The sequence below is a fragment of the Streptomyces sp. NPDC050145 genome (assembly GCF_044460245.1).
GTDB lineage: Bacteria > Actinomycetota > Actinomycetes > Streptomycetales > Streptomycetaceae > Streptomyces.
The window spans coordinates 112720-134126 of sequence record NZ_JBITJS010000010.1 but is presented as its reverse complement, the minus strand read 5'-3'; the positions used below and the strand labels follow the sequence as shown (position 1 = coordinate 134126).

The 21407-nt window shown below is 71.4% G+C and carries 19 protein-coding genes; 11 read left to right on the top strand and 8 right to left on the bottom strand.

The window, feature by feature from the left end:
- Positions 1–114: 114 nt before the first annotated feature.
- The gene (ychF, locus tag ACIBTU_RS21280) at positions 115–1203 is read right to left on the bottom strand and encodes a redox-regulated ATPase YchF (protein ID WP_399127856.1); all 1089 of its coding nucleotides are present in this window, start codon (positions 1201–1203) and stop codon (positions 115–117) included.
- A 186-nt stretch (positions 1204–1389) separates the two neighbouring features.
- On the opposite strand from ychF, the gene ACIBTU_RS21275 reads away from it, so the two are divergent.
- Positions 1390–2085 carry a DUF6542 domain-containing protein gene (locus ACIBTU_RS21275; protein WP_399127855.1) on the top strand — a complete coding sequence of 232 codons (696 nt, stop codon included), beginning with the start codon at positions 1390–1392 and terminating at the stop codon, positions 2083–2085.
- 18 nt (positions 2086–2103) lie between these two features.
- Here ACIBTU_RS21275 and ppgK read toward each other — a convergent pair whose 3' ends face one another.
- On the bottom strand, positions 2104–2850 hold the full coding sequence (ppgK, locus tag ACIBTU_RS21270) for a polyphosphate--glucose phosphotransferase (protein ID WP_399128062.1): 747 nt from the start codon (positions 2848–2850) through the stop codon (positions 2104–2106).
- A 38-nt stretch (positions 2851–2888) separates the two neighbouring features.
- Positions 2889–3887: a 4-hydroxy-3-methylbut-2-enyl diphosphate reductase gene (locus ACIBTU_RS21265; RefSeq protein WP_399127854.1), complete on the bottom strand. Its 999-nt coding sequence runs from the start codon at positions 3885–3887 to the stop codon at positions 2889–2891.
- Positions 3888–4013: 126 nt separating this feature from the next.
- Between ACIBTU_RS21265 and ACIBTU_RS21260 the strand changes: the two genes are divergently transcribed.
- From ACIBTU_RS21260 to ACIBTU_RS21245, 4 genes are all read left to right on the top strand, one after another.
- The gene (locus ACIBTU_RS21260; RefSeq protein WP_399127853.1) at positions 4014–5402 is read left to right on the top strand and encodes an APC family permease; all 1389 of its coding nucleotides are present in this window, start codon (positions 4014–4016) and stop codon (positions 5400–5402) included.
- A gap of 474 nt (positions 5403–5876) precedes the next feature.
- Positions 5877–7145 carry an exodeoxyribonuclease VII large subunit gene (gene xseA, locus ACIBTU_RS21255; protein ID WP_399127852.1) on the top strand — a complete coding sequence of 423 codons (1269 nt, stop codon included), beginning with the start codon at positions 5877–5879 and terminating at the stop codon, positions 7143–7145.
- Positions 7146–7159: 14 nt separating this feature from the next.
- Positions 7160–7402: an exodeoxyribonuclease VII small subunit gene (locus ACIBTU_RS21250; RefSeq protein WP_399127851.1), complete on the top strand. Its 243-nt coding sequence runs from the start codon at positions 7160–7162 to the stop codon at positions 7400–7402.
- A 153-nt stretch (positions 7403–7555) separates the two neighbouring features.
- Positions 7556–8146 (top strand): malonic semialdehyde reductase, encoded by a 591-nt coding sequence (locus tag ACIBTU_RS21245; protein ID WP_399127850.1) that lies wholly within the window; start codon positions 7556–7558, stop codon positions 8144–8146.
- A 100-nt stretch (positions 8147–8246) separates the two neighbouring features.
- Here the strand turns inward: ACIBTU_RS21245 and ACIBTU_RS21240 are convergent, their stop codons facing one another.
- Positions 8247–8783, bottom strand: a complete 537-nt coding sequence (locus ACIBTU_RS21240; protein WP_399127849.1) for a DUF4245 domain-containing protein — start codon at positions 8781–8783, stop codon at positions 8247–8249.
- Positions 8784–8998: 215 nt separating this feature from the next.
- Between ACIBTU_RS21240 and glpX the strand changes: the two genes are divergently transcribed.
- On the top strand, positions 8999–10033 hold the full coding sequence (gene glpX, locus ACIBTU_RS21235) for a class II fructose-bisphosphatase (RefSeq protein ID WP_399127848.1): 1035 nt from the start codon (positions 8999–9001) through the stop codon (positions 10031–10033).
- A 132-nt stretch (positions 10034–10165) separates the two neighbouring features.
- Here the strand turns inward: glpX and ACIBTU_RS21230 are convergent, their stop codons facing one another.
- Both ACIBTU_RS21230 and ACIBTU_RS21225 read right to left on the bottom strand, forming a co-directional pair.
- On the bottom strand, positions 10166–10534 hold the full coding sequence (locus ACIBTU_RS21230; RefSeq protein ID WP_399127847.1) for a WhiB family transcriptional regulator: 369 nt from the start codon (positions 10532–10534) through the stop codon (positions 10166–10168).
- Between the two features lie 188 nt (positions 10535–10722).
- Positions 10723–11418, bottom strand: a complete 696-nt coding sequence (locus ACIBTU_RS21225) for a DUF1707 domain-containing protein (protein WP_399127845.1) — start codon at positions 11416–11418, stop codon at positions 10723–10725.
- A 166-nt stretch (positions 11419–11584) separates the two neighbouring features.
- On the opposite strand from ACIBTU_RS21225, the gene ACIBTU_RS21220 reads away from it, so the two are divergent.
- Positions 11585–13252, top strand: coding sequence for a fumarate hydratase (locus ACIBTU_RS21220; RefSeq protein WP_399127844.1), 1668 nt, complete (start codon positions 11585–11587; stop codon positions 13250–13252).
- A gap of 76 nt (positions 13253–13328) precedes the next feature.
- Here ACIBTU_RS21220 and ACIBTU_RS21215 read toward each other — a convergent pair whose 3' ends face one another.
- Positions 13329–14855, bottom strand: a complete 1527-nt coding sequence (locus ACIBTU_RS21215; RefSeq protein WP_399127843.1) for a ricin-type beta-trefoil lectin domain protein — start codon at positions 14853–14855, stop codon at positions 13329–13331.
- Between the two features lie 138 nt (positions 14856–14993).
- Between ACIBTU_RS21215 and ACIBTU_RS21210 the strand changes: the two genes are divergently transcribed.
- The 4 genes from ACIBTU_RS21210 to ACIBTU_RS21195 all read left to right on the top strand — a co-directional run bounded on the left by ACIBTU_RS21210 (position 14994) and on the right by ACIBTU_RS21195 (position 20096).
- Positions 14994–16391: a class II fumarate hydratase gene (locus ACIBTU_RS21210; RefSeq protein WP_399127842.1), complete on the top strand. Its 1398-nt coding sequence runs from the start codon at positions 14994–14996 to the stop codon at positions 16389–16391.
- Between the two features lie 95 nt (positions 16392–16486).
- Positions 16487–17158, top strand: coding sequence for a DUF402 domain-containing protein (locus ACIBTU_RS21205; RefSeq protein ID WP_399127840.1), 672 nt, complete (start codon positions 16487–16489; stop codon positions 17156–17158).
- A 126-nt stretch (positions 17159–17284) separates the two neighbouring features.
- A complete protein-coding gene (locus ACIBTU_RS21200; protein WP_399127839.1) occupies positions 17285–18004 on the top strand; it encodes a class I SAM-dependent DNA methyltransferase in 720 nt (239 codons plus the stop codon).
- 37 nt (positions 18005–18041) lie between these two features.
- The gene (locus ACIBTU_RS21195; RefSeq protein WP_399127838.1) at positions 18042–20096 is read left to right on the top strand and encodes a SpoIIE family protein phosphatase; all 2055 of its coding nucleotides are present in this window, start codon (positions 18042–18044) and stop codon (positions 20094–20096) included.
- Positions 20097–20303: 207 nt separating this feature from the next.
- Here the strand turns inward: ACIBTU_RS21195 and ACIBTU_RS21190 are convergent, their stop codons facing one another.
- Positions 20304–21365: an Lrp/AsnC family transcriptional regulator gene (locus ACIBTU_RS21190; protein WP_399127837.1), complete on the bottom strand. Its 1062-nt coding sequence runs from the start codon at positions 21363–21365 to the stop codon at positions 20304–20306.
- Positions 21366–21407 lie beyond the last annotated feature (42 nt).

Here is a 21407-nt window from a genome sequence, read left to right as displayed (position 1 = left end):
CAGCTATCCCAGCACCATCCCAGCACGGGAAAAGCAAAGGGCCCGACTCCGAAGAGTCGGACCCTATTTGACCTGCGCGTTTGCCAGATCGGCGACGTGGTGTTATGTCACCCGTCACACATTGAACCGGAACTCCACCACGTCGCCGTCCTGCATCACATACTCCTTGCCCTCCATGCGGGCCTTGCCGGCCGCGCGGGCCTCGGCGACCGAGCCGGTCTCGACGAGGTCGGCGAAGGAGATGACCTCGGCCTTGATGAAGCCCTTCTGGAAGTCCGTGTGGATGACGCCGGCCGCCTCGGGGGCCGTGGCGCCCTTCTTGATGGTCCAGGCGCGGGATTCCTTGGGGCCGGCCGTCAGGTAGGTCTGCAGGCCGAGGGTGTCGAAGCCGACGCGGGCGAGGGTGGCGAGGCCGGGCTCCTCGGCGCCGACGGACTCGAGGAGCTCCATGGCGTCCGCCTCGTCGAGCTCGGCGAGGTCCTGCTCCAGCTTGGCGTTCAGGAAGATCGCCTCGGCCGGGGCGACCAGCGCGCGCTGCTCGTCCTTGAACGCGTCGTCGGTCAGCTCGTCCTCGTCGACGTTGAAGACATAGAGGAAGGGCTTGGTGGTGAGGAGGTGGAGGTCGTGCAGGAGCTCCTCGTTGCCCGAGCCCTGGACGATGCCGGCGGAGAAGAGGGTGTCGCCCTTCTCCAGGATCTCCTTGGCCGCCTCGACGGCCGCCACCTTCGGGACGACGTCCTTCTTGATGCGCGACTCCTTCTGGAGGCGCGGGAGGACCTTCTCGATCGTCTGGAGGTCCGCGAGGATCAGCTCCGTGTTGATCGTCTCGATGTCGTCCTTGGGCGAGACCTTGCCGTCGACGTGCACGACGTTCTCGTCCTTGAAGGCGCGGATGACCTGGCAGATGGCGTCCGACTCGCGGATGTTCGCCAGGAACTTGTTGCCCAGGCCCTCGCCCTCGGAGGCGCCCCGCACGATGCCGGCGATGTCGACGAAGTCGACCGTGGCCGGGAGGATCTTCTGGGAACCGAAGATCTCCGCGAGCTTGGTCAGGCGGGCGTCCGGGACGCCGACCACGCCGACGTTCGGCTCGATCGTGGCGAACGGGTAGTTGGCCGCGAGCACGTCGTTCTTGGTCAGGGCGTTGAACAGGGTCGACTTGCCGACATTCGGCAGACCGACGATTCCGATCGTGAGCGACACGTTGCGACTTCCCGTACGTGGTGGGCGCTGATGGCCTTGGATGGTTTGGCTGGGCGATCCACCAGTCTACGGCCTGGCGGCACGCCGCCCGGTGATGCGTCGAACAGGCGACCAGTCACCGTCAAGGTCGGCCAAAGCGCGTGTCCTATGGCGTATTCCGCACATAAGCCGACCTATGTTGGGCCTGTGGAGCAACCCAGGACGCGTACCCCGCAATCCCGGCCCCGCCGGACGACCCCGCTGCCGCCGCAGGCGCGGGCCGGACGCGGTGGCGCGCGGCCCGCCGGTCCGGGCCGCCCGGCGGATCCGGCCGGTCCCGCCCCGGAGTCGGCCACCGTGTACCGGGCGGGGGCGGGCCGCACCCGGCCCGTGCCGCCGGTCCTGCTGACGCTGCGCCGGTTCCCGAACCCTCGGCTCACCGGCCTGGGCAGCGGTCTGTTCTGTGTGGGCTCGATGCTGGCGCTCGGGCTCCTGGACTCGCTGCTGTTCGGCAGCTCGAAGGCCTTTTATGGCGTGACGTTCCTGCTGGTCAGCGGGCTGACCGCGGGCTGGGTCCGGAAGGCCGACCTGGTGGCGGGGCCCATCGCCGCGCCGATCGCGTTCGCCGTCGGGGTCGTGCCGATCGCGCAGGGCGGCAGCGGCTTCGGGGCGCAGGTGATGGGGGTCGTGACGACGCTCGCGCTGAACGCCGGGTGGCTCTACGCGGGCACGCTCGTCGCAGGAGTCATCGTGCTGGTGCGCCGGGCGCGGCTGAACGCGCACCGGGAGGCGCAGCGCCGGGCGGCCGCGGCGGCGGGGCGACGGCCCTCCCAGCCGGGCCAGGGACCGTCGCAGGGCCAGGCGAGGGCTCAGGCGCCCAAGCCCCGTCGCCGTACCGCCTGACGCAACACGGGCCACACGTCACGTACGGGACGCGGTCATGGCCGCGCCCACGATCCCCGCGTTGTTCTGCAGCTCCGCCGGGACGATCTCGGCCCTGATGTGCTCGATGAGCGGCAGGAACTTGTGGGCCTTGCGGCTGACGCCGCCGCCGATGATGAACAGCTCGGGCGAGAACAGCATCTCGACGTGCGCCAGGTACTTCTGGACGCGTCGGGCCCAGTGCTCCCAGCTCAGGTCGTGATCCTCCTTGGCCTTGGTGGAGGCGTGCTTCTCGGCGTCGTGGCCGTTCAGCTCCAGGTGGCCGAGCTCGGTGTTCGGGACGAGGTTCCCGTCGACGAACAGGGCGCTGCCGATGCCGGTGCCGAAGGTGAGCAGGAGGACGGTGCCCTTGCGGCCACGGCCCGCGCCGAACTGCATCTCGGCGACGCCCGCCGCGTCCGCGTCGTTCAGGATCGTGACGGGGAGGCCGCCGAGCTTCTCGCTGAGCAGGGTGCGGGCGTCCACGTCGATCCAGCTCTTGTCGACGTTGGCCGCGGTGCGGACGGTGGCGCCGCCGGTGACGACGCCGGGGAAGGTGATGCCGACCCGGTCGCAGGGGCCGTCGAAGTGCTCGACGACCTGCCGGACCCCGTCGGCCACGCCGTCGGGCGTGGCCGGGTGCGGGGTCAGCACCTTGAACCGTTCCGTCGCGAGTTCGCCCTGCTCCAGGTCGACCGGTGCGCCCTTGATGCCCGATCCGCCGATGTCCACGCCGAAGATCTGCATGGGATGCATGGGACCACGCTACGACGCCGCGCGCGAGATCACTTCTCGGCGGAGGCGCCTTCGACGAGGGCGGCGGCCTCGGCGCGCAGGTCGCGGCGGAGCTCCTTGGGCAGCGAGAAGGTGATGGACTCCTCGGCCGCCTTGACGATCTCCACGTCCGCGTAGCCACGCTGCGCCAGGTACTCCAGGACCTCCTCGACGAGGACGTCGGGGACGGAGGCGCCGGAGGTGACGCCGACCGTGGTGACGCCCTCCAGCCAGGCCTCGTCGATCTCGCTCGCGAAGTCGACCAGGTGCGCGTCCTGCGCGCCGGCCAGCTTGGCGACCTCGACGAGTCGCACCGAGTTCGAGGAGTTGCGCGAGCCGACGACGATGACGAGCTCGGAGTCCGCGCCCATCTGCTTCACGGCGAGCTGGCGGTTCTGCGTGGCGTAGCAGATGTCGTCGCTCGGGGGCGAGACGAGGCCGGGGAACTTGGTCTTCAGGGCGTCGACGGTCTCCATCGTCTCGTCGACGGAGAGGGTGGTCTGGGAGAGCCAGACGACCTTGTCCGGGTCGCGGACCTCGACCTTGTCGACGTCGGCGGGGCCGTCGACGAGGGTGATGTGGTCGGGGGCCTCGCCGGAGGTGCCGATGACCTCCTCGTGGCCCTCGTGGCCGATGAGGAGGATGTCGAAGTCCTCCTCGGCGTAGCGGATCGCTTCCTTGTGGACCTTGGTGACGAGCGGGCAGGTCGCGTCGATGGTGGCGAGCTTGCCGCGGGCGGCCTCTTCGTGGACGGTCGGGGCGACGCCGTGCGCGGAGAACATGACGATGGCGCCCTCGGGGACCTCGTCCGTCTGCTCGACGAAGATGGCGCCCTTCCGCTCCAGCGTCTGCACCACGTACTTGTTGTGCACGATCTCGTGGCGGACGTAGATCGGGGACCCGTACTGCTCGAGGGCCTTCTCGACGGCGATCACGGCACGGTCCACACCGGCGCAGTAGCCCCGGGGGGCGGCGAGCAGGACGCGGCGGGGGCCAGTCGTAGCAGTCATGCTCCCCATCGTAAGGCCGAGCACAGCAGGCCAAAGATCGCCCGTCTGGGGAAGACTGGTGTCGGCGCGATGCGCTTTCGGCGCGTTTCATCCCGGTTTCGTCGGCGTTCGACCCACGGAGACACGATGTCCGCATCAGCAGGGCCCGGCGTGCCCGAGGCCACCGACGTACCGGACGGCAGGCTGCGCCGTGATCTCGGCTTCCGGGATCTCGTCGTGTACGGGCTGCTGTTCATCGCCCCGATGGCGCCGGTCGGCGTCTTCGGCACCCTGGACGCGAAGTCGCACGGCGCGGTGGCGCTGGTGTACGTGGTGGCGACGGTCGCGATGGCGTTCACGGCGTTCAGTTACGCGCAGATGGTGCGGGTGGTGCCGCAGGCGGGCTCGGTGTTCGCCTACGCGCGCGTGGGGCTCGGGCGCGGGCCCGGGTTCGTCGCCGGGTGGATGGCGATGCTCGACTACGTGCTGATCCCGGCGGTGGCGTACCTGTTCTCGGGGATCGCGATGAACGCGCTGGTGCCGTCGGTGTCGCGGTGGGTGTGGACGGCGCTCGCGGTGGTGATCACGACGCTGCTGAACCTGTGGGGGGTGCGGGCCGCGGCGCGGGTCGGGTTCCTGGTGCTCGCCATGGAGATCGTGGTGCTCCTGGTGTTCATGGTGTCGGCGATCGTGGTGCTCGCGCGGGACGGGACGCAGCGTGACTGGCTGTCGCCGCTGACGGGTGACGGGTCGCAGGGGGCGTTCGCGCTGTCGGCGGTGATCGGGGCGGTTTCGGTGGCGGTCCTGTCCTATCTGGGCTTCGACGCGATCGCGACGTTCGCGGAGGAGGTGACGGGGGGCTCGGCGAAGGTGGCGCGGGCGGTGCTGTTCTGTCTGGCGTTCACGGGTGTGCTGTTCGTGGCGCAGACGTATCTGGTGGCGCTGCTCGAACCGACGACCTCGGCGCAGCTGGCGGCGGAGCCGGCGAAGCAGGGGTCGGCCTTCTACGACGCCGTGGACGCGTCCGTCGGGGGCTGGCTGCACGATCTGGTGGCGGTGAGCAAGGCGATCGGGGCGGCGTTCGCGGCGCTGGCGGGGCAGGCGGCGGCGGGGCGGCTGCTGTTCGCGATGGCGCGGGACCGGCGGCTGCCGCGGTTCCTCGCGCGTACGGAGTCGGGGGTGCCGCGGTTCGCGATCCTGGTGGCGGCGGTGATCACGCTGGCGGCGGCGGGGTGGGCAGCGCGGCGTGACGACGGCCTCGACCATCTCGTGTCGGTGGTCGACATCGGCGCGCTGACGGCCTTCACGCTGCTGCACGCGAGCGTGGTGGGGTACTTCGTCGTACGGCACCGGGGTGACGGGGTCAGCTGGTGGCGGCATCTGCTGATCCCGGCGATCGGGGCGGCGATCACGGTGGCGGTCATCGTGGAGGCGTCCGGCACGGCGCAGGTGGTCGGAGCGGTCTGGTTGGCGGCGGGCCTTGTCGTACTCGGCGTCCAGTCCCGCCGCGGCATCGTGGAGCCGGACCGAGGCTGAGGCCGCCCCTCTGTGACCCGGCACCTGAGGCACCCCCCGGGGCTCCGCCCCAGCCCCCGCTCCTCAATCGCCGGAGGGGCTTGATTTGGCCGCCGTAGGGGCGAGCACGGGGCTTGATCTGCCCGCCGTCGGGGCGAAGGACGCGGAAGGCTGCGCGCAGCGCGCCTTCAGGGGCGCGGGGCTGTACCGATATGCGGCTCCGCCGCGCGGGCGCAAGAAGCCCCACCGGGCCGCAGGCTGCGACGGACGGGCGGAGCTACGGCGAGTGGAGCCGGCGGGCCCGGACAGGCGACCGCCGTCGCGACAGGCGGCTTGGGAAGGCTGCGCGCAGCGCATGCCTTCGGGGGCGCGGGGAACTGCGCGACCAGCCACCGCGTACCCGTCACCCGGCGACGACGAGGCGGAGCTACGGCGATGGGTGGGCCCGGGCCCACACGTGCTCCCGTTGTCAGCGGAGGCGATTACGCTCGGCGCATGGCTGCCCACACGTCCCCCGACGCCCCGCTCCCCGTGGGCCAGGTCTCCCGGCTCATCGGCGGGTGGATCGACCGGCTCGGCGCGATCTGGGTGGAGGGCCAGATCACCCAGTTGTCCCGCAGACCCGGCGCCGGCGTCGTGTTCCTGACGCTGCGCGACCCGTCGCACGACATCTCCGTGTCGGTGACCTGTTACCGCCAGGTGTTCGACGCGGTGGCGGACGTGGTCCGGGAGGGCTCACGGGTCGTCCTGCACGCGAAGCCGGAGTGGTACGCGCCGCGCGGTCAGCTGTCGCTGCGGGCGGCGGAGATCCGCCCGGTCGGCGTGGGCGAGCTGCTGGCCCGCCTGGAGCAGCTGAAGAAGTCGCTGGCCGCGGAGGGCCTGTTCGCCGCGGACCGCAAGAAGCCGCTGCCGTTCCTGCCGCAGCTGATCGGCCTGGTGTGCGGCCGCGCCTCGGCGGCGGAGCGCGACGTGCTGGAGAACGCGCGGCACCGCTGGCCCGCCGTCCGCTTCGAGGTGCGCAACGTGCCGGTGCAGGGCGTGCACGCGGTGCCGCAGGTCGTGCAGGCGGTCAAGGAGCTGGACGCCATGGACGCCGTGGACGTGATCGTCGTGGCGCGCGGCGGCGGCAGCGTGGAGGACCTGCTGCCGTTCTCGGACGAGCAGCTGGTGCGGGCGGTGGCGGACTGCCGTACGCCCGTGGTGTCGGCGATCGGCCACGAGCCGGACAGCCCTCTGCTCGACCTGGTCGCGGACCTGCGGGCCTCGACGCCGACGGACGCGGCGAAGAAGGTCGTGCCGGACGTGGGCGAGGAGTACGAGCGGGTGCGCTGGCTGCGGGACCGGGCGCGGCGCAGCGTGGAGGCGTATCTGGACCGGGAGGAGCGGGGGCTCGCCGCCGCGCTGGCCCGGCCGTCGATAGAGGATCCGCACCGGATGGTCGACGCGCGGGAGGAGCAGGTCGCGGCACTGACCCAGCGGGCCCGCCGTACGCTCGGCCATCTGCTCGACCGGGCGGAGTCCGAGCTGACGCACACGCACGCGCGCGTGGTCGCGCTCTCCCCCGCGGCGACGCTGAAGCGCGGGTACGCGGTGCTGCAGCGGCCGGACGGGCACGTGGTGCGGGCTCCGGCGGAGGCGGCGCCCGGCGCCGAGCTGCGGGCCCGGGTCGCCGAGGGCGAGTTCACCGTACGCGTCACCGGGCACGAGGGCCCGCCCCCCGGGATCGACGACGACCCCGACGACCCCATCGAGAACGAAGCGTGAGGACGGACATCAGCATGACGACGAAGGCGGCCGACGAGGCGCTCGGCTACGAGCAGGCGCGGGACGAACTGATCGAGGTCGTACGACGCCTGGAGGCCGGCGGCACGTCCCTGGAGGAGTCGCTCGCGCTGTGGGAGCGGGGCGAGGAGCTGGCGAAGGTGTGCCGGCGGTGGCTGGACGGGGCGCGGGCCCGGCTCGACGCGGCGCTCGCCGAGGAGGAGGCGGCCGAGGAGGGCCCGGACCAGCCCGAGGAGTGACCGGGCAGCGCCCGTGACCTGCGGCGCAGCGGTGTGAACAGCGCCACACCCAGTTTTGTTGAAAGTTGAACCTCATAGCCGTACTGTGGTGTGCAGCGGGTGATCCTGAACAGGGATCACCACAACCACCCTCGTCGCACCAGAAGGTTGATCATGTCTCTCGTTCTTGACGCCGCCGCCCAGGACCTCCTCTTCCGCGAGGCCCGCACCGCGAACACGTTCACCGACGAGCCGGTGACCGACGAGCAGGTCCAGGCGATCTACGACCTCGTCAAGTTCGGCCCCACCGCGTTCAACCAGTCGCCGCTGCGCATCACGCTGGTCCGCTCCCCCGAGGCCCGCGAGCGCCTGGTGCAGCACATGGCCGAGGGCAACCAGCCGAAGACCGCCGCCGCCCCCCTGGTCGCGATCCTCTCCGCGGACAACGAGTTCCACGAGGAGCTGCCGGAGCTCTTCCCGCACTTCCCCGCCGCCAAGGACGCCTTCTTCTCGGAGCGCCCGGTCCGTGAGGGTTCCGCCACGCTGAACGCCGCGCTGCAGGCCGCGTACTTCATCATCGGCGTGCGCGCCGCCGGCCTGGCCGCGGGCCCGATGACCGGCCTGGACTTCGCCGGTGTCCAGAAGGAGTTCCTGGACGGCGACCACACCCCGCTGATGGTCGTCAACATCGGCAAGCCGGGCGAGGACGCCTGGTTCCCGCGCTCCCCGCGTCTCGAGTTCGACCAGGTCATCACCACGGTCTGAGCCCGACCCGCGGCTGAACGCCGCACAGCAACGACGAAGGCGCCCCCGGATCACTCCGGGGGCGCCTTCGCGCGTACGGGCAGCTACGGGCAGCCGAGAATCAGGCGCTCTTGTCCTGCTTCAGCTCCAGCGATTCGGCCATCTTCGTCAGCTGGCCGAAGCCGGCGGTGCCGGTGACGACCGTGGTGGAACCCTTGCTCTTCAGGACCAGGGCGTCGTACTTCGCGCCCTTGTAGTGCTGCCAGGTCTCGTCGCCGATCCGCTGGGTGCGCGAGGTCTCCTCGGCGCCCTGGCTGGCGTCGTCGATGAACCGGGACGGCTTGTCGGTCGACTGCTCGACGGCCACGTACTGGCCCTTCGGGTCGAGGAAGCCGAGGTGCCAGGCCTCGTTGGCCGCGCCGTCGTAGCGCACCGAGGTGGCCTTCCACTCCTTGGTGAGACCGGTGGGCGCGGCGACCGGGTACGAGGCCGCGCGGCGGGCCGTCAGCAGCTCCACCTGGTAGTCCACGCGCTTGACCGGCGGCTCCTTGGAGTCGTCGTGCGGGATGAACACATAGGCGGTGCCGGCCGCGACGACGCAGACGCCGAGCGAGAGGACCAGGCTGCCGACCGTCTTCTTGCCATTTCTTCCTGCCACGTGCCCCATCGTCGCAGGTCGCCGAACGATCTCTGTCAGGAGGTCCGGCAGGGAGCACGGAACGGCGCATTCTGACATGAACGGATCCGCTCATCCGTGGGGCGGTCTGCTCAGATTGTCGGACTGGCGATAGAGTCGGGGCCATCAACCCTCATCCGGCCGTCGTCGTATCCCGGTGAACGCCAGAAAACGCCGGAACAGAAAGGTGCGTCTCGATGACCGAGCATCACCAGCTTCCGTCCGAACTCGAGGTCCCCTCCGAGGCCCCCGACCGCAACCTCGCCCTGGAGCTCGTCCGGGTCACCGAGGCCGCGGCCATGGCCGCGGGCCGGTGGGTGGGCCGTGGTGACAAGAACGGGGCGGACGGCGCGGCCGTGCGCGCCATGCGGACCCTCGTCTCGACCGTGTCGATGAACGGCGTCGTCGTCATCGGTGAGGGCGAGAAGGACGAGGCCCCGATGCTGTTCAACGGCGAGCGGGTCGGTGACGGGACCGGCGCCGAGTGCGACATCGCCGTGGACCCGATCGACGGCACGACGCTGTGCGCGAAGGGCATGCCGAACGCGATCGCCGTGCTGGCCGCCGCCGACCGCGGCACCATGTTCGACCCGTCGGCCGTGTTCTACATGGACAAGCTGGTGACCGGCCCCGAGGCCGCCGACTACGTGGACATCAACGCCCCGGCGTCGGTGAACATCCGCCGGGTCGCCAAGGCGAAGAACAAGGCCCCCGAGGACGTCACGGTGGTCATCCTCGACCGGCCGCGCCACGAGGGCATCGTCAAGGAGATCCGGGAGACCGGCGCCCGTATCAAGCTGATCTCGGACGGCGACGTCGCCGGCTCGATCCTCGCCGTGCGCGAGGACACCGGCGTGGACATGCTGCTCGGCATCGGCGGCACCCCCGAGGGAATCATCTCGGCGTGCGCGATCAAGTGCCTGGGCGGTGTCATCCAGGGCAAGCTGTGGCCCAAGGACGACGCGGAGCGGCAGAAGGCGCTGGACGCCGGGCACGACCTGGACCGCGTCCTGTCGACGAACGACTTGGTCTCGGGCGAGAACGTGTTCTTCGTCGCGACCGGCATCACCGACGGCGAGCTGCTGCGCGGCGTGCGCTACGGCTCGGAGACGGCCACGACCTCCTCGCTCGTGATGCGTTCGAAGTCGGGCACGATCCGCCAGATCGACTCCACGCACCGGCTGCGCAAGCTGCGCGCGTACAGCGCGATCGACTTCGACCGCGCCAAGTAGGCAAGAGCAGGCGACAGCAGGCAGGCAGGCAGGCAGGCAGGCAGGGCAGCAGGCTGTCAGACGCCGGAGGGCGCCCCGTTCCGTACGGGGCGCCCTCCGGCGTCTGCGCGTGTGCGGGGTCCGGCCGCCGCGCTAGCCGGCGGCCGCGACGGTGTGTGCCGCGTTCTTCAGCTCCACCTCGCGGCGCCTGCGCCGGGCGAGCACGACCCGGCGCTCCGCCGCGGTGAGGCCGCCCCACACCCCGTACGGCTCCGGCTGGAGCAGGGCGTGCTCGCGGCACTCGACCATCACGGGGCAGCGGGCGCAGACCCGCTTGGCGGCGTCCTCGCGGGACAGCCGGGCCGCGGTGGGCTCCTTGGAAGGTGCGAAGAACAGGCCCGCCTCGTCGCGCCGGCACACCGCCTCGGTGTGCCACGGCTCGTCCTGGTCCCGCTCGCTGACTGGCACCCGCTGGCGCGGAACGGCGGCTACCTGCAGGGACTGGCGCGGCGGATGCAGCACGGTCTACTCCTGACGACGGCTTACGACGGCTTTGCGCGAGCGGGAGACGATGCAGCAAGCTCTACCCGCTGTGTCGGCGCCTATGCACTGAGTTGCATCGAGTTCCGCGGCGCGGAAGTTCCCGCGCGCGTACGGGAGTTAGGGCCGCCGCCCCTCCGCACCCCCGAGTCGCCCTGAGTCGCCCCGAGTCAGTCGAGATGCTTGCGCAGTTGCTTGGCGACGCTGCGGCCGACGTACTTGTGCAGATCCTTGATGATCTTGCCGCGCTTGGGCTTCGCCTCGATGTTGCCGAGGACGGCGACGCCGTCGACGTGCACGACGGGCGCGTCGGGGTCCGCCGCCTCCAGCGTGTCCACCTCGAAGTTGCCGAGAACGCCGCCGCCGCTGCCGTGGAGGGTCACGTTCTCGGGGACGCGGATCTCCACGTTGCCGAAGACGGAGACCGCCTTGATGTAGATCTGCCGGTGCTCGAAGATCGCCTCGCTGAGGTCGATCTCGATGTTCCCGAACACCGCGTACGCGTGCGTGCGCTGACCCACGCGCCAGCGGCCCTTGCGGCCGGCCGCGCTGAACACCGCCACCAGGTTCTCGCTCGGGACGGCCGGGGCCACGCCGGGCGGCGTCGTGCCGGGCGCCGGGCGCGGGGCGTCGGGGCGGGCCGCGTCGGCGCCGGGCAGGTCGCGCACGAGCGGCTCCAGGTCGCCGACGGTCTTCGCCCGGTAGACCCCGTCGATCCGCTCGGCGTGCTCGTCGGCGTCGAGCCGGCCCTCGGCGAGCGCCTCGCGCAGGATGTCCGCGATCCGGTCCCGGTCGGCGTCGGAGGCGCGCAGCTCCGCGGGGTCCGCCGCGGGCGCGCTCGGCTGGGGGCGCTTGTGAAGGTCCACGACAGCAGCGTACACAGACGCGATAGATCGCGACTAGACGTACGCGCGCACGTACGCGCGGGCGACTGAGCCTTACCTCACAGGCGCGCCCGCGTCGTCAGGTTCTACGCTGGTTGGCGCTGCCAACGGATGCCAGCTGCTGTCTGTCAAGTGAGGAATGGGCGAGATGCCTGAGTTCGCGTACACCGATCTGCTCCCCCAGGGCGAGGACACCACCCCGTACCGCCTGGTCACCGCGGAGGGTGTCTCCACCGCAGAGGGGCCGGACGGCCGTACGTTCCTGAAGGTCGAGCCCGAGGCGCTGCGCAAGCTCGCCACCGAGGCGATCCACGACATCCAGCACTACCTGCGCCCGGCCCACCTCGCGCAGCTGCGCCGCATCGTGGACGACCCGGAGGCGTCGGGCAACGACAAGTTCGTGGCGCTCGACCTGCTGAAGAACGCGAACATCGCGGCGGCCGGCGTGCTCCCGATGTGCCAGGACACCGGCACGGCGATCGTCATGGGCAAGCGCGGCCAGAACGTGCTGACCGAGGGCGAGGACGAGAAGGCCCTCTCCAAGGGCATCTACGACGCCTACCAGAACCTGAACCTGCGGTACTCGCAGATGGCTCCGCTCACCATGTGGGAGGAGAAGAACACCGGCTCCAACCTGCCCGCGCAGATCGAGCTGTACGCGACCGACGGCGGCGCCTACAAGTTCCTCTTCATGGCGAAGGGCGGCGGCTCGGCCAACAAGTCGTTCCTGTACCAGGAGACGAAGGCCGTCCTGAACGAGTCCTCCATGATGAAGTTCCTGGAGGAGAAGATCCGTTCGCTGGGTACGGCCGCGTGCCCGCCGTACCACCTGGCGATCGTGGTGGGCGGCACGTCCGCCGAGTTCGCCCTGAAGACCGCCAAGTACGCCTCGGCGCACTACCTGGACGAGATCCCGGCCGAGGGCTCCGAGCTGGGCCACGGCTTCCGGGACAAGGAGCTGGAGGAGAAGGTCTTCGAGCTCACGCAGAAGATCGGCATCGGCGCGCAGTTCGGCGGCAAGTACTTCTGCCACGACGTGCGCGTGGTGCGTCTGCCGCGGCACGGCGCGTCCTGCCCGGTCGCGATCGCCGTGTCCTGCTCGGCGGACCGCCAGGCCGTCGCGAAGATCACCGCCGAGGGCGTCTTCCTGGAGCAGCTGGAGACGGACCCGGCGCGCTTCCTGCCGGAGACCACGGACGAGCACCTCGACGAGGCCTCCGACGTCGTCAAGATCGACCTGAACCAGCCGATGGACGCGATCCGCGCCGAGCTGACCAAGTACCCGGTCAAGACCCGGCTGTCGCTGAGCGGTTCGCTGGTCGTGGCCCGCGACATCGCGCACGCCAGGATCAAGGCGCGGCTCGACGCCGGCGAGGACATGCCGCAGTACCTGAAGGACCACCCGGTGTACTACGCGGGCCCGGCGAAGACCCCCGAGGGCTACGCGTCCGGTTCCTTCGGCCCGACGACGGCCGGCCGCATGGACTCCTACGTGGAGCAGTTCCAGGCGGCGGGCGGCTCGATGGTGATGCTCGCCAAGGGCAACCGCTCGCAGCAGGTCACCGACGCGTGCGGCACGCACGGCGGCTTCTACCTCGGCTCCATCGGCGGCCCGGCCGCCCGTCTCGCCCAGGACTGCATCAAGAAGATCGAGGTCCTGGACAACGAGGAGGACGGCATGGAGGCCGTCTGGAAGATCGAGGTCGAGGACTTCCCGGCGTTCATCGTCGTGGACGACAAGGGCAACGACTTCTTCAAGGACCCGGCCCCCGAGCCGACGTTCACGCACATCCCGGTGCGCGGCCCCGGCCTGTAAGGCCCCCACGCACACGGACGGCCCCGGTCACCTCTCGGTGAGCGGGGCCGTCCGCTTTTTGCGGTGGGGGGTGGGGTCAGGCGGTGAACTTCTGACTCGCCGAGCCGTCGCACTTCTGCAGGCGGATCTGCGACTTGGCGGCCGACTGGGTCAGGCACATCCCGGTGGCCGCGGCGGGCCGCAGGGTGTCGCCGTCGCGGACGAACTTCTGGTGCTGGCCGCCGTGGCAGTTCCAGACGATCATGCCGGCGCCGGCCGAGTAGGTGTCGTCGCCGGTGTCCAGGCAGCGGTCCTGCGTGAGGCCGGTGATGACGGTCTGGCGGGCCGAGTCGTACCACCAGGTCTGGTTACGGGTGCCCGCGCAGTCCCAGCCGAGGACGCGGGTGCCGTTGGAGCTGACGGAGCTGTCGACGTCCATGCAGTTGCCGGTGGCGCCGTTCTTGAGCGGCTTGTAGACGTCGTCCCAGGCGAGCGGGAACAGGGTCGGCTTGCCGGTCGAGTTGACGTCCGCGCAACTGGCCGTCTTCAGCCCGGAGTTGTAGAGCTGGGTGAGGCAGGAGGCGAAGGCCAGGTGGCCGCGGGCGTTGGGGTGGAAGGACTGGCGCAGCGAGTTCTCGTCCGGGGTGCCGGGCTTGGAGAGGTCGATGAACGCGCCGCGGGCCCAGGTGTCCTCCATGCAGACCTCGTGGCCCTGGAAGAGCCGCGAGTTGTCGAGGTAGGTGGCGCCGGTGTCCTGGGCGATCTTGCGCATGCCGCGCTCGAAGGCGGGGACGGCGACGTTGCGGCCCCACTTGGTGTCGGAGTCGTAGCCGAGGCCGCCGCAGGAGAGCTTGCCGGGGAAGCTCGGGTTGTCGTAGAAGTCGGGGCCGATCGGGCTCGGGTAGCCCATGACGACGAGCTTGTAGTCGCCGTCGGCGTAGCCGGCGCCCTGCATCGTGGTGCGCAGGTCGCGGACGGTCTGCTCGATCTTGGGCACGAGGCCGTCGACGCGGGCCTGCCAGCCGCTCGCGTACTTGGACTCGCAGGGGCCCTGGGACAGCAGGTAGCGCTCGACGCAGTCGGTCATGACGGGGCCGAACTGGAGGTCGTCGTTGGCGCCCGCGACGAGCAGCACCATCTTGACCTTGGTGTTGCGGGCCTTGACGGCGAGGTTGTCGCTCTGGACGAGCTCGTCGGCGTACTGCTTGCCGCCGCCGATCCTGATGTTGCCGGAGTAGGCGCCGGAGCACGAGACGTTGTAGGTCACGTCGGCGGGGATGGTGGTCTTGTGGATGGCGGAGTCCGCCGAACGGTGGCACCAGTTGTCGGGGCCGTTGGTGGGCGATTCGTAGGTGCCGATGCCCTCGCCGGAGATCTCGCTGTCGCCGAGCGAGACGAGCGAGGTCTTGCGGTCGGCGAGCGGCCGTTCGGCCGGGTCCCCGTAGAGCTTGGTGGCCTCGGCGGCGCGGACCTTCTCGAGTTCGGGCGGGAGCGGTGTGCTCGCGGTGGCTGTGGCGGTCGCGTCCGGTGCCGCGCCCGCGGTGGGGGCCGCGAGCCCGAGCACGGCCGCCGCCACCGCGACAGCGGCGGCCGTACAGCGGATTCTGGGTCTGATGCGTTGCATGACGCCTCCCCGGCTTCGGTGTTACCCGAGGTATTTACTGGTGGGTAGGCGTCATGGGAATAGCCAGAACAAGACAACTGCTCAACTTTTAGAGAGCTGCAAGGCAGGTTTCGCTGTGATTTCGAAGGGTTTGTGGCGATGACGAACGACGACAGCGGCTACCGGATCGAGCACGACTCCATGGGCGAGGTGCGGGTGCCGGCCGACGCCAAGTGGCGGGCCCAGACCCAGCGCGCGGTGGAGAACTTCCCCGTCTCGGGGCAGCGTCTGGAGCGCGCCCACATCGAGGCGCTGGCCCGGATCAAGGCCGCCGCGGCGAAGGTCAACGCGGAACTCGGGGTGCTCGACAAGGACGTGGCCGGCGCCATCGTGGACGCCGCGGCCGAGGTCGCCGAGGGCCGCTGGGACGACCAGTTCCCCGTCGACGTCTTCCAGACCGGCTCGGGCACCTCCTCCAACATGAACACGAACGAGGTCCTGGCCACCCTCGCCACCGAGCGCCTGGGCCGCGAGGTGCACCCCAACGACCACGTGAACGCCTCGCAGTCGTCGAACGACGTGTTCCCCTCCTCGATCCACATCGCGGCGACCGCCGCCGTCACCCGTGACCTGATCCCGGCGCTCCACCACCTCTCGGCGGCCCTGGAGCGCAAGGCCGCCGAGTTCGCCGACGTCGTCAAGGCGGGCCGCACCCACCTGATGGACGCCACGCCGGTGACCCTCGGCCAGGAGTTCGGCGGCTACGCGGCGCAGATCCGCTTCGGCGTCGAGCGGCTGCGCGCCTCGCTCCCGCGCCTGGCCGAACTCCCGCTGGGCGGCACCGCCGTGGGCACCGGGATCAACACGCCGCCCGGGTTCTCCGCCGCCGTCATCGCCGAGGTCGCCCGCACCACCGGGCTCCCCCTCACCGAGGCCCGCGACCACTTCGAGGCGCAGGGCGCGCGCGACGGCATCGTCGAGACCAGCGGGCAGTTGCGCACGATCGCGATCGGCCTCACGAAGATCTCCAACGATCTGCGCTGGGCCGCGTCCGGGCCGCGCACGGGCCTGGCCGAGATCCAGCTGCCCGACCTCCAGCCGGGCTCCTCGATCATGCCGGGGAAGGTGAATCCGGTCATTCCCGAGGCGACCCTGATGGTCGCCGCGCAGGTGATCGGCAACGACGCGACGGTCGCCACGGCGGGCGCCGCTGGCAACTTCGAGCTGAACGTGATGCTCCCGGTCATCGCCAAGAACGTCCTGGAGTCGATCCGGCTCCTCGCGAACGTGTCCCGGCTGCTCGCCGACCGCACGATCGACGGCATCACCGCCGATCGCGAACGGGCCCGCGAGTACGCCGAGTCCTCGCCCTCCGTGGTCACGCCGCTGAACAAGTACATCGGCTACGAGGAGGCCGCCAAGGTCGCCAAGAAGTCCCTCGCCGAACGGAAGACGATCCGCGAGGTGGTCCTGGAGGGCGGCTACGTGGAGCGCGGCGACCTGACGGTCGAGCAGCTCGACGCGGCCCTCGACGTGCTGCGCATGACCCGCCCCTGACGGGGTGCCGGACCGGGTGCCCGACGGCGTGACGCGGTGACCTGATCGTGACGCGTACCGCAGCGCGTAATGGCCCGAGCCCCTAACATCTGGCCATGAACGACGACGACCGGACGGGTGGAGGGCGCTGGGCGCCCGGTGAGCAGGTTCTGTGGCGCTATCGCGCCAACGGGGGCGACGGCTTCCACATCTGCCGTCCGGTCACAGTGGTCGAGGATTCGGCCGATCTGCTGGCGGTGTGGCTGGCGCCCGGCACCGAGTGCGTGAAGCCCGTCCTCGCCGACGGCACCCCGCTGCACCGCGAGCCGCTGGCCACCCGCTACACGAAGCCGCGCACCCTGCTGCGCGACCGCTGGCTGGGCACGGGCGTGCTCAAGCTGGCCCGGCCCGGCGAGCCCTGGTCGGTGTGGCTGTTCTGGGAGCGCGGCTGGTCCTTCCGGAACTGGTACGTGAACCTGGAGCAGCCCCGTACCCGCTGGTCGGGCGGGGTCGACTCCGAGGACCACTACCTGGACCTGTCGGTGTACCCGGACCGCAGCTGGCGCTGGCACGACGAGGACGAGTTCGCGCGGGCCCGCGAGGTCGGGCTGATGAACGCGGCGCAGGCCGCCTCCGTACGGGAGGCGGGACGGCGGGCGGTCCGGATGATCGAGGCGTGGGGGCATCCGTTCCCGGACGGCTGGCCGGACTGGCGGCCCGATCCCTCGTGGCCGGTTCCGGCCCTGCCGGGCGACTGGGACCGTACGCCCGCGCACGTGTCCTCATGAGACCCTTGATGCGCCCCCAGGCAGTAAACGTAGGATCGTCCTCCGCAACAGCGCGGCGCAGCACGGGAAGTGGCGGAGGAAGCATCACCGGCCGCAACTCTTCGCGTGTGCGGCAGGTCTGACACGATGTCGACGAGGTCATCGAGGGGCGGGACCGTGAGTCAGAACAGTGGGGCGTACGAGGGGTACGCGGCGGGCGGCGCGGCCGACCGGTCGGGCCAGGCCGCGGCCTTCGACGCGATCGGGGCGCGCTACGACGAGGCGTTCCCGCACAAGGACGGCCAACTGGCCTCGGTGGAGCGGCTCCTGGCCGGGCTCACGCCCGGCGCCCGGGTGCTCGACGTGGGCTGCGGCACCGGGGTTCCCACGGCCCGGCAGCTGGTGGACGCGGGGCACACGGTGGTCGGCGTCGACCTGTCCGCGGGCATGCTGGAGCTGGCGCGCAAGCACGTGCCGGAGGCCGAGTTCCGTCAGGCCGATCTGACGACGCTGGCCGCCGACGGGCCCGGCGGGCTCGGGCAGTTCGACGCGGTCACGTGTTTCTTCACCCTGCTGATGCTGCCGCGCGCGGAGATCCCGGGCGCCCTGCGGCTGCTGCGCTCGCTGCTGCGTCCCGGGGGGCGGCTCGCGCTGTCCATGGTCGAGGCGGACCTGGACGACACGGAGATCCCGTTCCTGGGTTCCACGATCCGGGTATCCGGGTACCTGCGGGAGGAGCTGCAGCGGACCGTGCTCGACGCGGGCTTCGAGATCACCGGCGAGGAGACGTACGCGTACGCTCCCGCCAGCACCGACGCCCCACCCGAGCACCAGCTGTTCATCGACTGCCGGCGCACCGGCCAGTAGCACGGCGCGCAGCCCCGGACGGACGGATTCGACACGCGTGACGGAGCACTCAGCCTCTTACCCAGGCTCGCACGACGGCCCCCGGGGCCAGGCGGCACGGCCCGCCGACCCCCGCGGGGCGCTGCGGCATGCCCCGCAGGCGTCCACGGCCCCGGGCGGTTTACCCGAGCAGCCGCGCCGGGCCGCCGCGCCGTCCGCCGCGGCCGCCTCCTCCGCCGCCTCTTCCTCGGCCGCCGCTGACGCCGAGCACTCGCAGCCCAGTACGCCCTCGCCGGAGCCGGTGCGGCCGGCCGGGCCGCCGGACGGCGGGGAGCGCCGCTCCGGGCAGCCGCGTCCGTCGGGCCAGCCGGTGGCGATGCGCCGGGACGGGGACCGGCTGCGGTTCGTGGGCGCCGCGACCCGGCGGATCGCGCGCGGCATCGACCTCGACGAGATCGTGATGGGGCTGTGCCGGGCGACCGTGCCGACGTTCTCCGACGCGATCCTCGTGTACCTGCGCGAGCCGCTGCCGGTCGGCGACGAGCGGCCCACGGGCCCGATGGTGCTGCGTCTGCGCCGCACCGACCGGATCCCGGACGCGGACGACACCGACACGGACTCGGACAGTGGGAGCGGTACCCTTCCGGCTGCGCTGCCGCAGCCGGAACTGGCGGCGGGCAGCGCCGAGTTGTGCGAGGTCCGCACCGGCGGCGCGCTCGCGGAGGTGCTGCGCGGGGTGCGTCCGGTGTTCGCGGACTCCCCCGCGGCGATCGCCGCGCTGCCCGAACTGCTCGGTGAGTGCCGGTCGTTGCCGACCGGCCGGCGGGCGATCCTGGCACCGCTGCGGGGGCGGCGCCGGGTGATCGGCGCCGCCGTGTTCCTGCGCCGCCCGGACCGGATCCCGTTCGACGCCGACGATCTTCTCGTCGCGGGCCAGTTGGCCACGCACAGCGCGCTGGGCATCGACAAGGCGGTCCTGTACGGGCGCGAGGCGTACATCGCGGACGAGCTGCAGCGCACGATGCTGCCCGAGACGCTGCCGCGGCCCACGGGTGTGCGGCTGGCCTCGCGGTATCTGCCGGCGGCGGAGACGGCGCGGGTCGGCGGCGACTGGTACGACGCGATCCCGCTGCCGGGCAGCCGGGTGGCGCTGGTCGTCGGCGACGTCATGGGCCACTCCATGACCTCGGCGGCGATCATGGGCCAGCTGCGGACGACGGCGCAGACCCTCGCCGGGCTCGACCTGCCGCCGCAGGAGGTGCTCCACCACCTCGACGAGCAGGCCCAGCGGCTCGGCACGGACCGCATGGCGACCTGCATGTACGCGGTCTACGACCCGGTCTCGCACCGCATCACGATCGCCAACGCGGGCCATCCGCCGCCGGTGCTGCTGCATCTGGGCGGGCGGGCCGAGGTGCTCCGGGTGCCGCCGGGCGCGCCCATCGGGGTCGGCGGGGTCGACTTCGAGGCCGTCGAGCTGGACGCGCCGGCCGGGGCGACGCTGCTCCTCTACACGGACGGGCTCGTCGAGTCGCGGCTGCGGGACGTCTGGACGGGCATAGAGCAGCTGCGTGAACGGCTCGCGGCGACCGCCCAGTTGACGGGCCCGGACCATCCGCCGCCGCTGGAGGCGCTGTGCGACGAGGTCCTCGACATGCTCGGCCCGGGCGACCGGGACGACGACATCGCGCTGCTCGCGGCGCGGTTCGACGGGATCGCGCCGAGTGATGTCGCGTACTGGTTCCTGGAGCCGGAGGACGCGGCGCCTTCGCGGGCGCGGCGGCTCGCCCGCTCGGCGCTGGCCCGCTGGGGTCTTGAGGAACTCACCGACTCCGTCGAGCTGTTGGTGAGCGAGGTCGTGACCAACGCGGTGCGGTATGCCTCGCGGCCGGTGACGCTGCGCTTGTTGCGGACGGATGTGCTGCGGTGCGAGGTGGGTGATGACGTGCCGCAGTTGCCCCGGCTGCGGCAGGCTCGGGCCACGGATGAGGGTGGGCGGGGTCTTTATCTGGTCAACCGGTTGGCCCGGCGCTGGGGGGCGACCCGGTTGTCGACGGGCAAGGTGGTGTGGTTCGAGCTCTCCTTGCCGGGGGCGGCGGGTTCAGCGCCGTAGCTTCGCCTGTGCGTTGTCGCGTGCGGGTCCGGTGGGGGCTGGTCGCGCAGTTCCCCGCGCCCCTGGAAGGCATGCGGCTTCGCCGCGCCTTCCCCAGATGAAAGGCGCCCCGCACCTTGATCGGGGAAATGCGGCGCGCAGCGCCTGCATTTCAGGGGCGCGGGGAACTGCGCGACCAGCCCCCACCGGGCCCGCACCCGGCAGCGTTCACAGGCCCACCGGGACATAGCCCCGGGCCCGGCCATCGTCGTCCAGCAGCCTGCCCATGCGCTTCGCCGTGCGGAGGGTCACCGTGCGGTCCTCGATGCGTAGGTGCGGGAAGCGGTCGTCGAGGAGGGACTCGAGGGCCGCCATGCCGTCGAGGTCCCGTAGCCAGACGGAGAAGAGCAGATTGCAGGACCCGGTGACGGAGGTGCACAGCCGCATCTGGGGGAGCCGGGCGAGCGCGGCCCCGGTCGCGTCCAGCTCCCCGTGCGGCACCCGGGCCCGGTACGTGGCGAGCGCGGGCCACCCGGCGAGCTGCTGGGCCAGATCGCAGCGCAGCAGGATCTCCCGGTCCCGCAGTTCACGGGCGAGCCGCCGCCGCACCGTGGACTCGCTGATCCCGACCCGCTCGGCGAGTTCGGCGTAGCCCGCGCGCCCGTTCGCGCCGAGGGCGAGCAGCAGTTTGAGGTCGACGTCGTCGCGGGGCAGGAACGCGCAGGGCGTCGTGGAACCGGTCACCGCGCCGGTGGTGCCCTGCGCGGTGAGGCGGGCGCGGCCCGCCGGTTCCAGGGCGCGCACCTTCCAGTTGCTGCCCTCCTGGTAGAGCCGCATGCTGAGTCGGCTGCGGGTGCCGCGCACTCCGGGCAGCCGGCCGATGTCCTCGGTGACACGGCGGCCGAGCGCGGGCAGGTCGGGGGCGGCGATGGACAGGAACAGGTCGTAGTCGCCGACGACGAGTTCGGCGCTGAACACCCAGGGCAGGGCGACGAGCCGGGCCGCGAGTTCCTCGACGCGGCTGGGCCGGCAGGTGACCTCGACGTAGGCGACGGTGGTGGTGGCCGGGCCGGCGTAGGCGGTGACCCAGGCGAGGCCCTCCCGTTCGAGGCGGGCCCAGCGGCGGGCGGCGGTGGTGGCGTCGACGCCGACGGCGGGGCCGACGCGGGACCAGGGGGCGCGCGGGTCGGTCTGGAGGGCGTCGATCAGGGCGAGGTCGGCCTCCTCGAAGGCGGCCCTCGCGGCGGCGGATTCCTGCGGGGCATGCGGCAGGCTGCCGGTTTCCTGCATTTACGGGCCCCTCTCGCGCGGCGGCCGGATTCTGTCCCCACT

Bases quoted from the DNA above. Each gene is read 5' to 3' on its own strand.
- ACIBTU_RS21210 (WP_399127842.1), top strand. From the start codon at position 14,994: ATGACGAACGACGACAGCGGCTACCGGATCGAGCACGACTCCATGGGC.
- ACIBTU_RS21200 (WP_399127839.1), top strand. From the start codon at position 17,285: ATGTCGACGAGGTCATCGAGGGGCGGGACCGTGAGTCAGAACAGTGGG.
- xseA (WP_399127852.1), top strand. From the start codon at position 5,877: ATGGCTGCCCACACGTCCCCCGACGCCCCGCTCCCCGTGGGCCAGGTC.
- ACIBTU_RS21220 (WP_399127844.1), top strand. From the start codon at position 11,585: ATGCCTGAGTTCGCGTACACCGATCTGCTCCCCCAGGGCGAGGACACC.
- ACIBTU_RS21190 (WP_399127837.1), bottom strand. From the start codon at position 21,365: ATGCAGGAAACCGGCAGCCTGCCGCATGCCCCGCAGGAATCCGCCGCC.
- ppgK (WP_399128062.1), bottom strand. From the start codon at position 2,850: ATGCAGATCTTCGGCGTGGACATCGGCGGATCGGGCATCAAGGGCGCA.
- ACIBTU_RS21250 (WP_399127851.1), top strand. From the start codon at position 7,160: ATGACGACGAAGGCGGCCGACGAGGCGCTCGGCTACGAGCAGGCGCGG.
- glpX (WP_399127848.1), top strand. From the start codon at position 8,999: ATGACCGAGCATCACCAGCTTCCGTCCGAACTCGAGGTCCCCTCCGAG.
- ACIBTU_RS21215 (WP_399127843.1), bottom strand. From the start codon at position 14,855: ATGCAACGCATCAGACCCAGAATCCGCTGTACGGCCGCCGCTGTCGCG.
- ACIBTU_RS21205 (WP_399127840.1), top strand. From the start codon at position 16,487: ATGAACGACGACGACCGGACGGGTGGAGGGCGCTGGGCGCCCGGTGAG.
- ACIBTU_RS21260 (WP_399127853.1), top strand. From the start codon at position 4,014: ATGTCCGCATCAGCAGGGCCCGGCGTGCCCGAGGCCACCGACGTACCG.
- ACIBTU_RS21245 (WP_399127850.1), top strand. From the start codon at position 7,556: ATGTCTCTCGTTCTTGACGCCGCCGCCCAGGACCTCCTCTTCCGCGAG.
- ACIBTU_RS21265 (WP_399127854.1), bottom strand. From the start codon at position 3,887: ATGACTGCTACGACTGGCCCCCGCCGCGTCCTGCTCGCCGCCCCCCGG.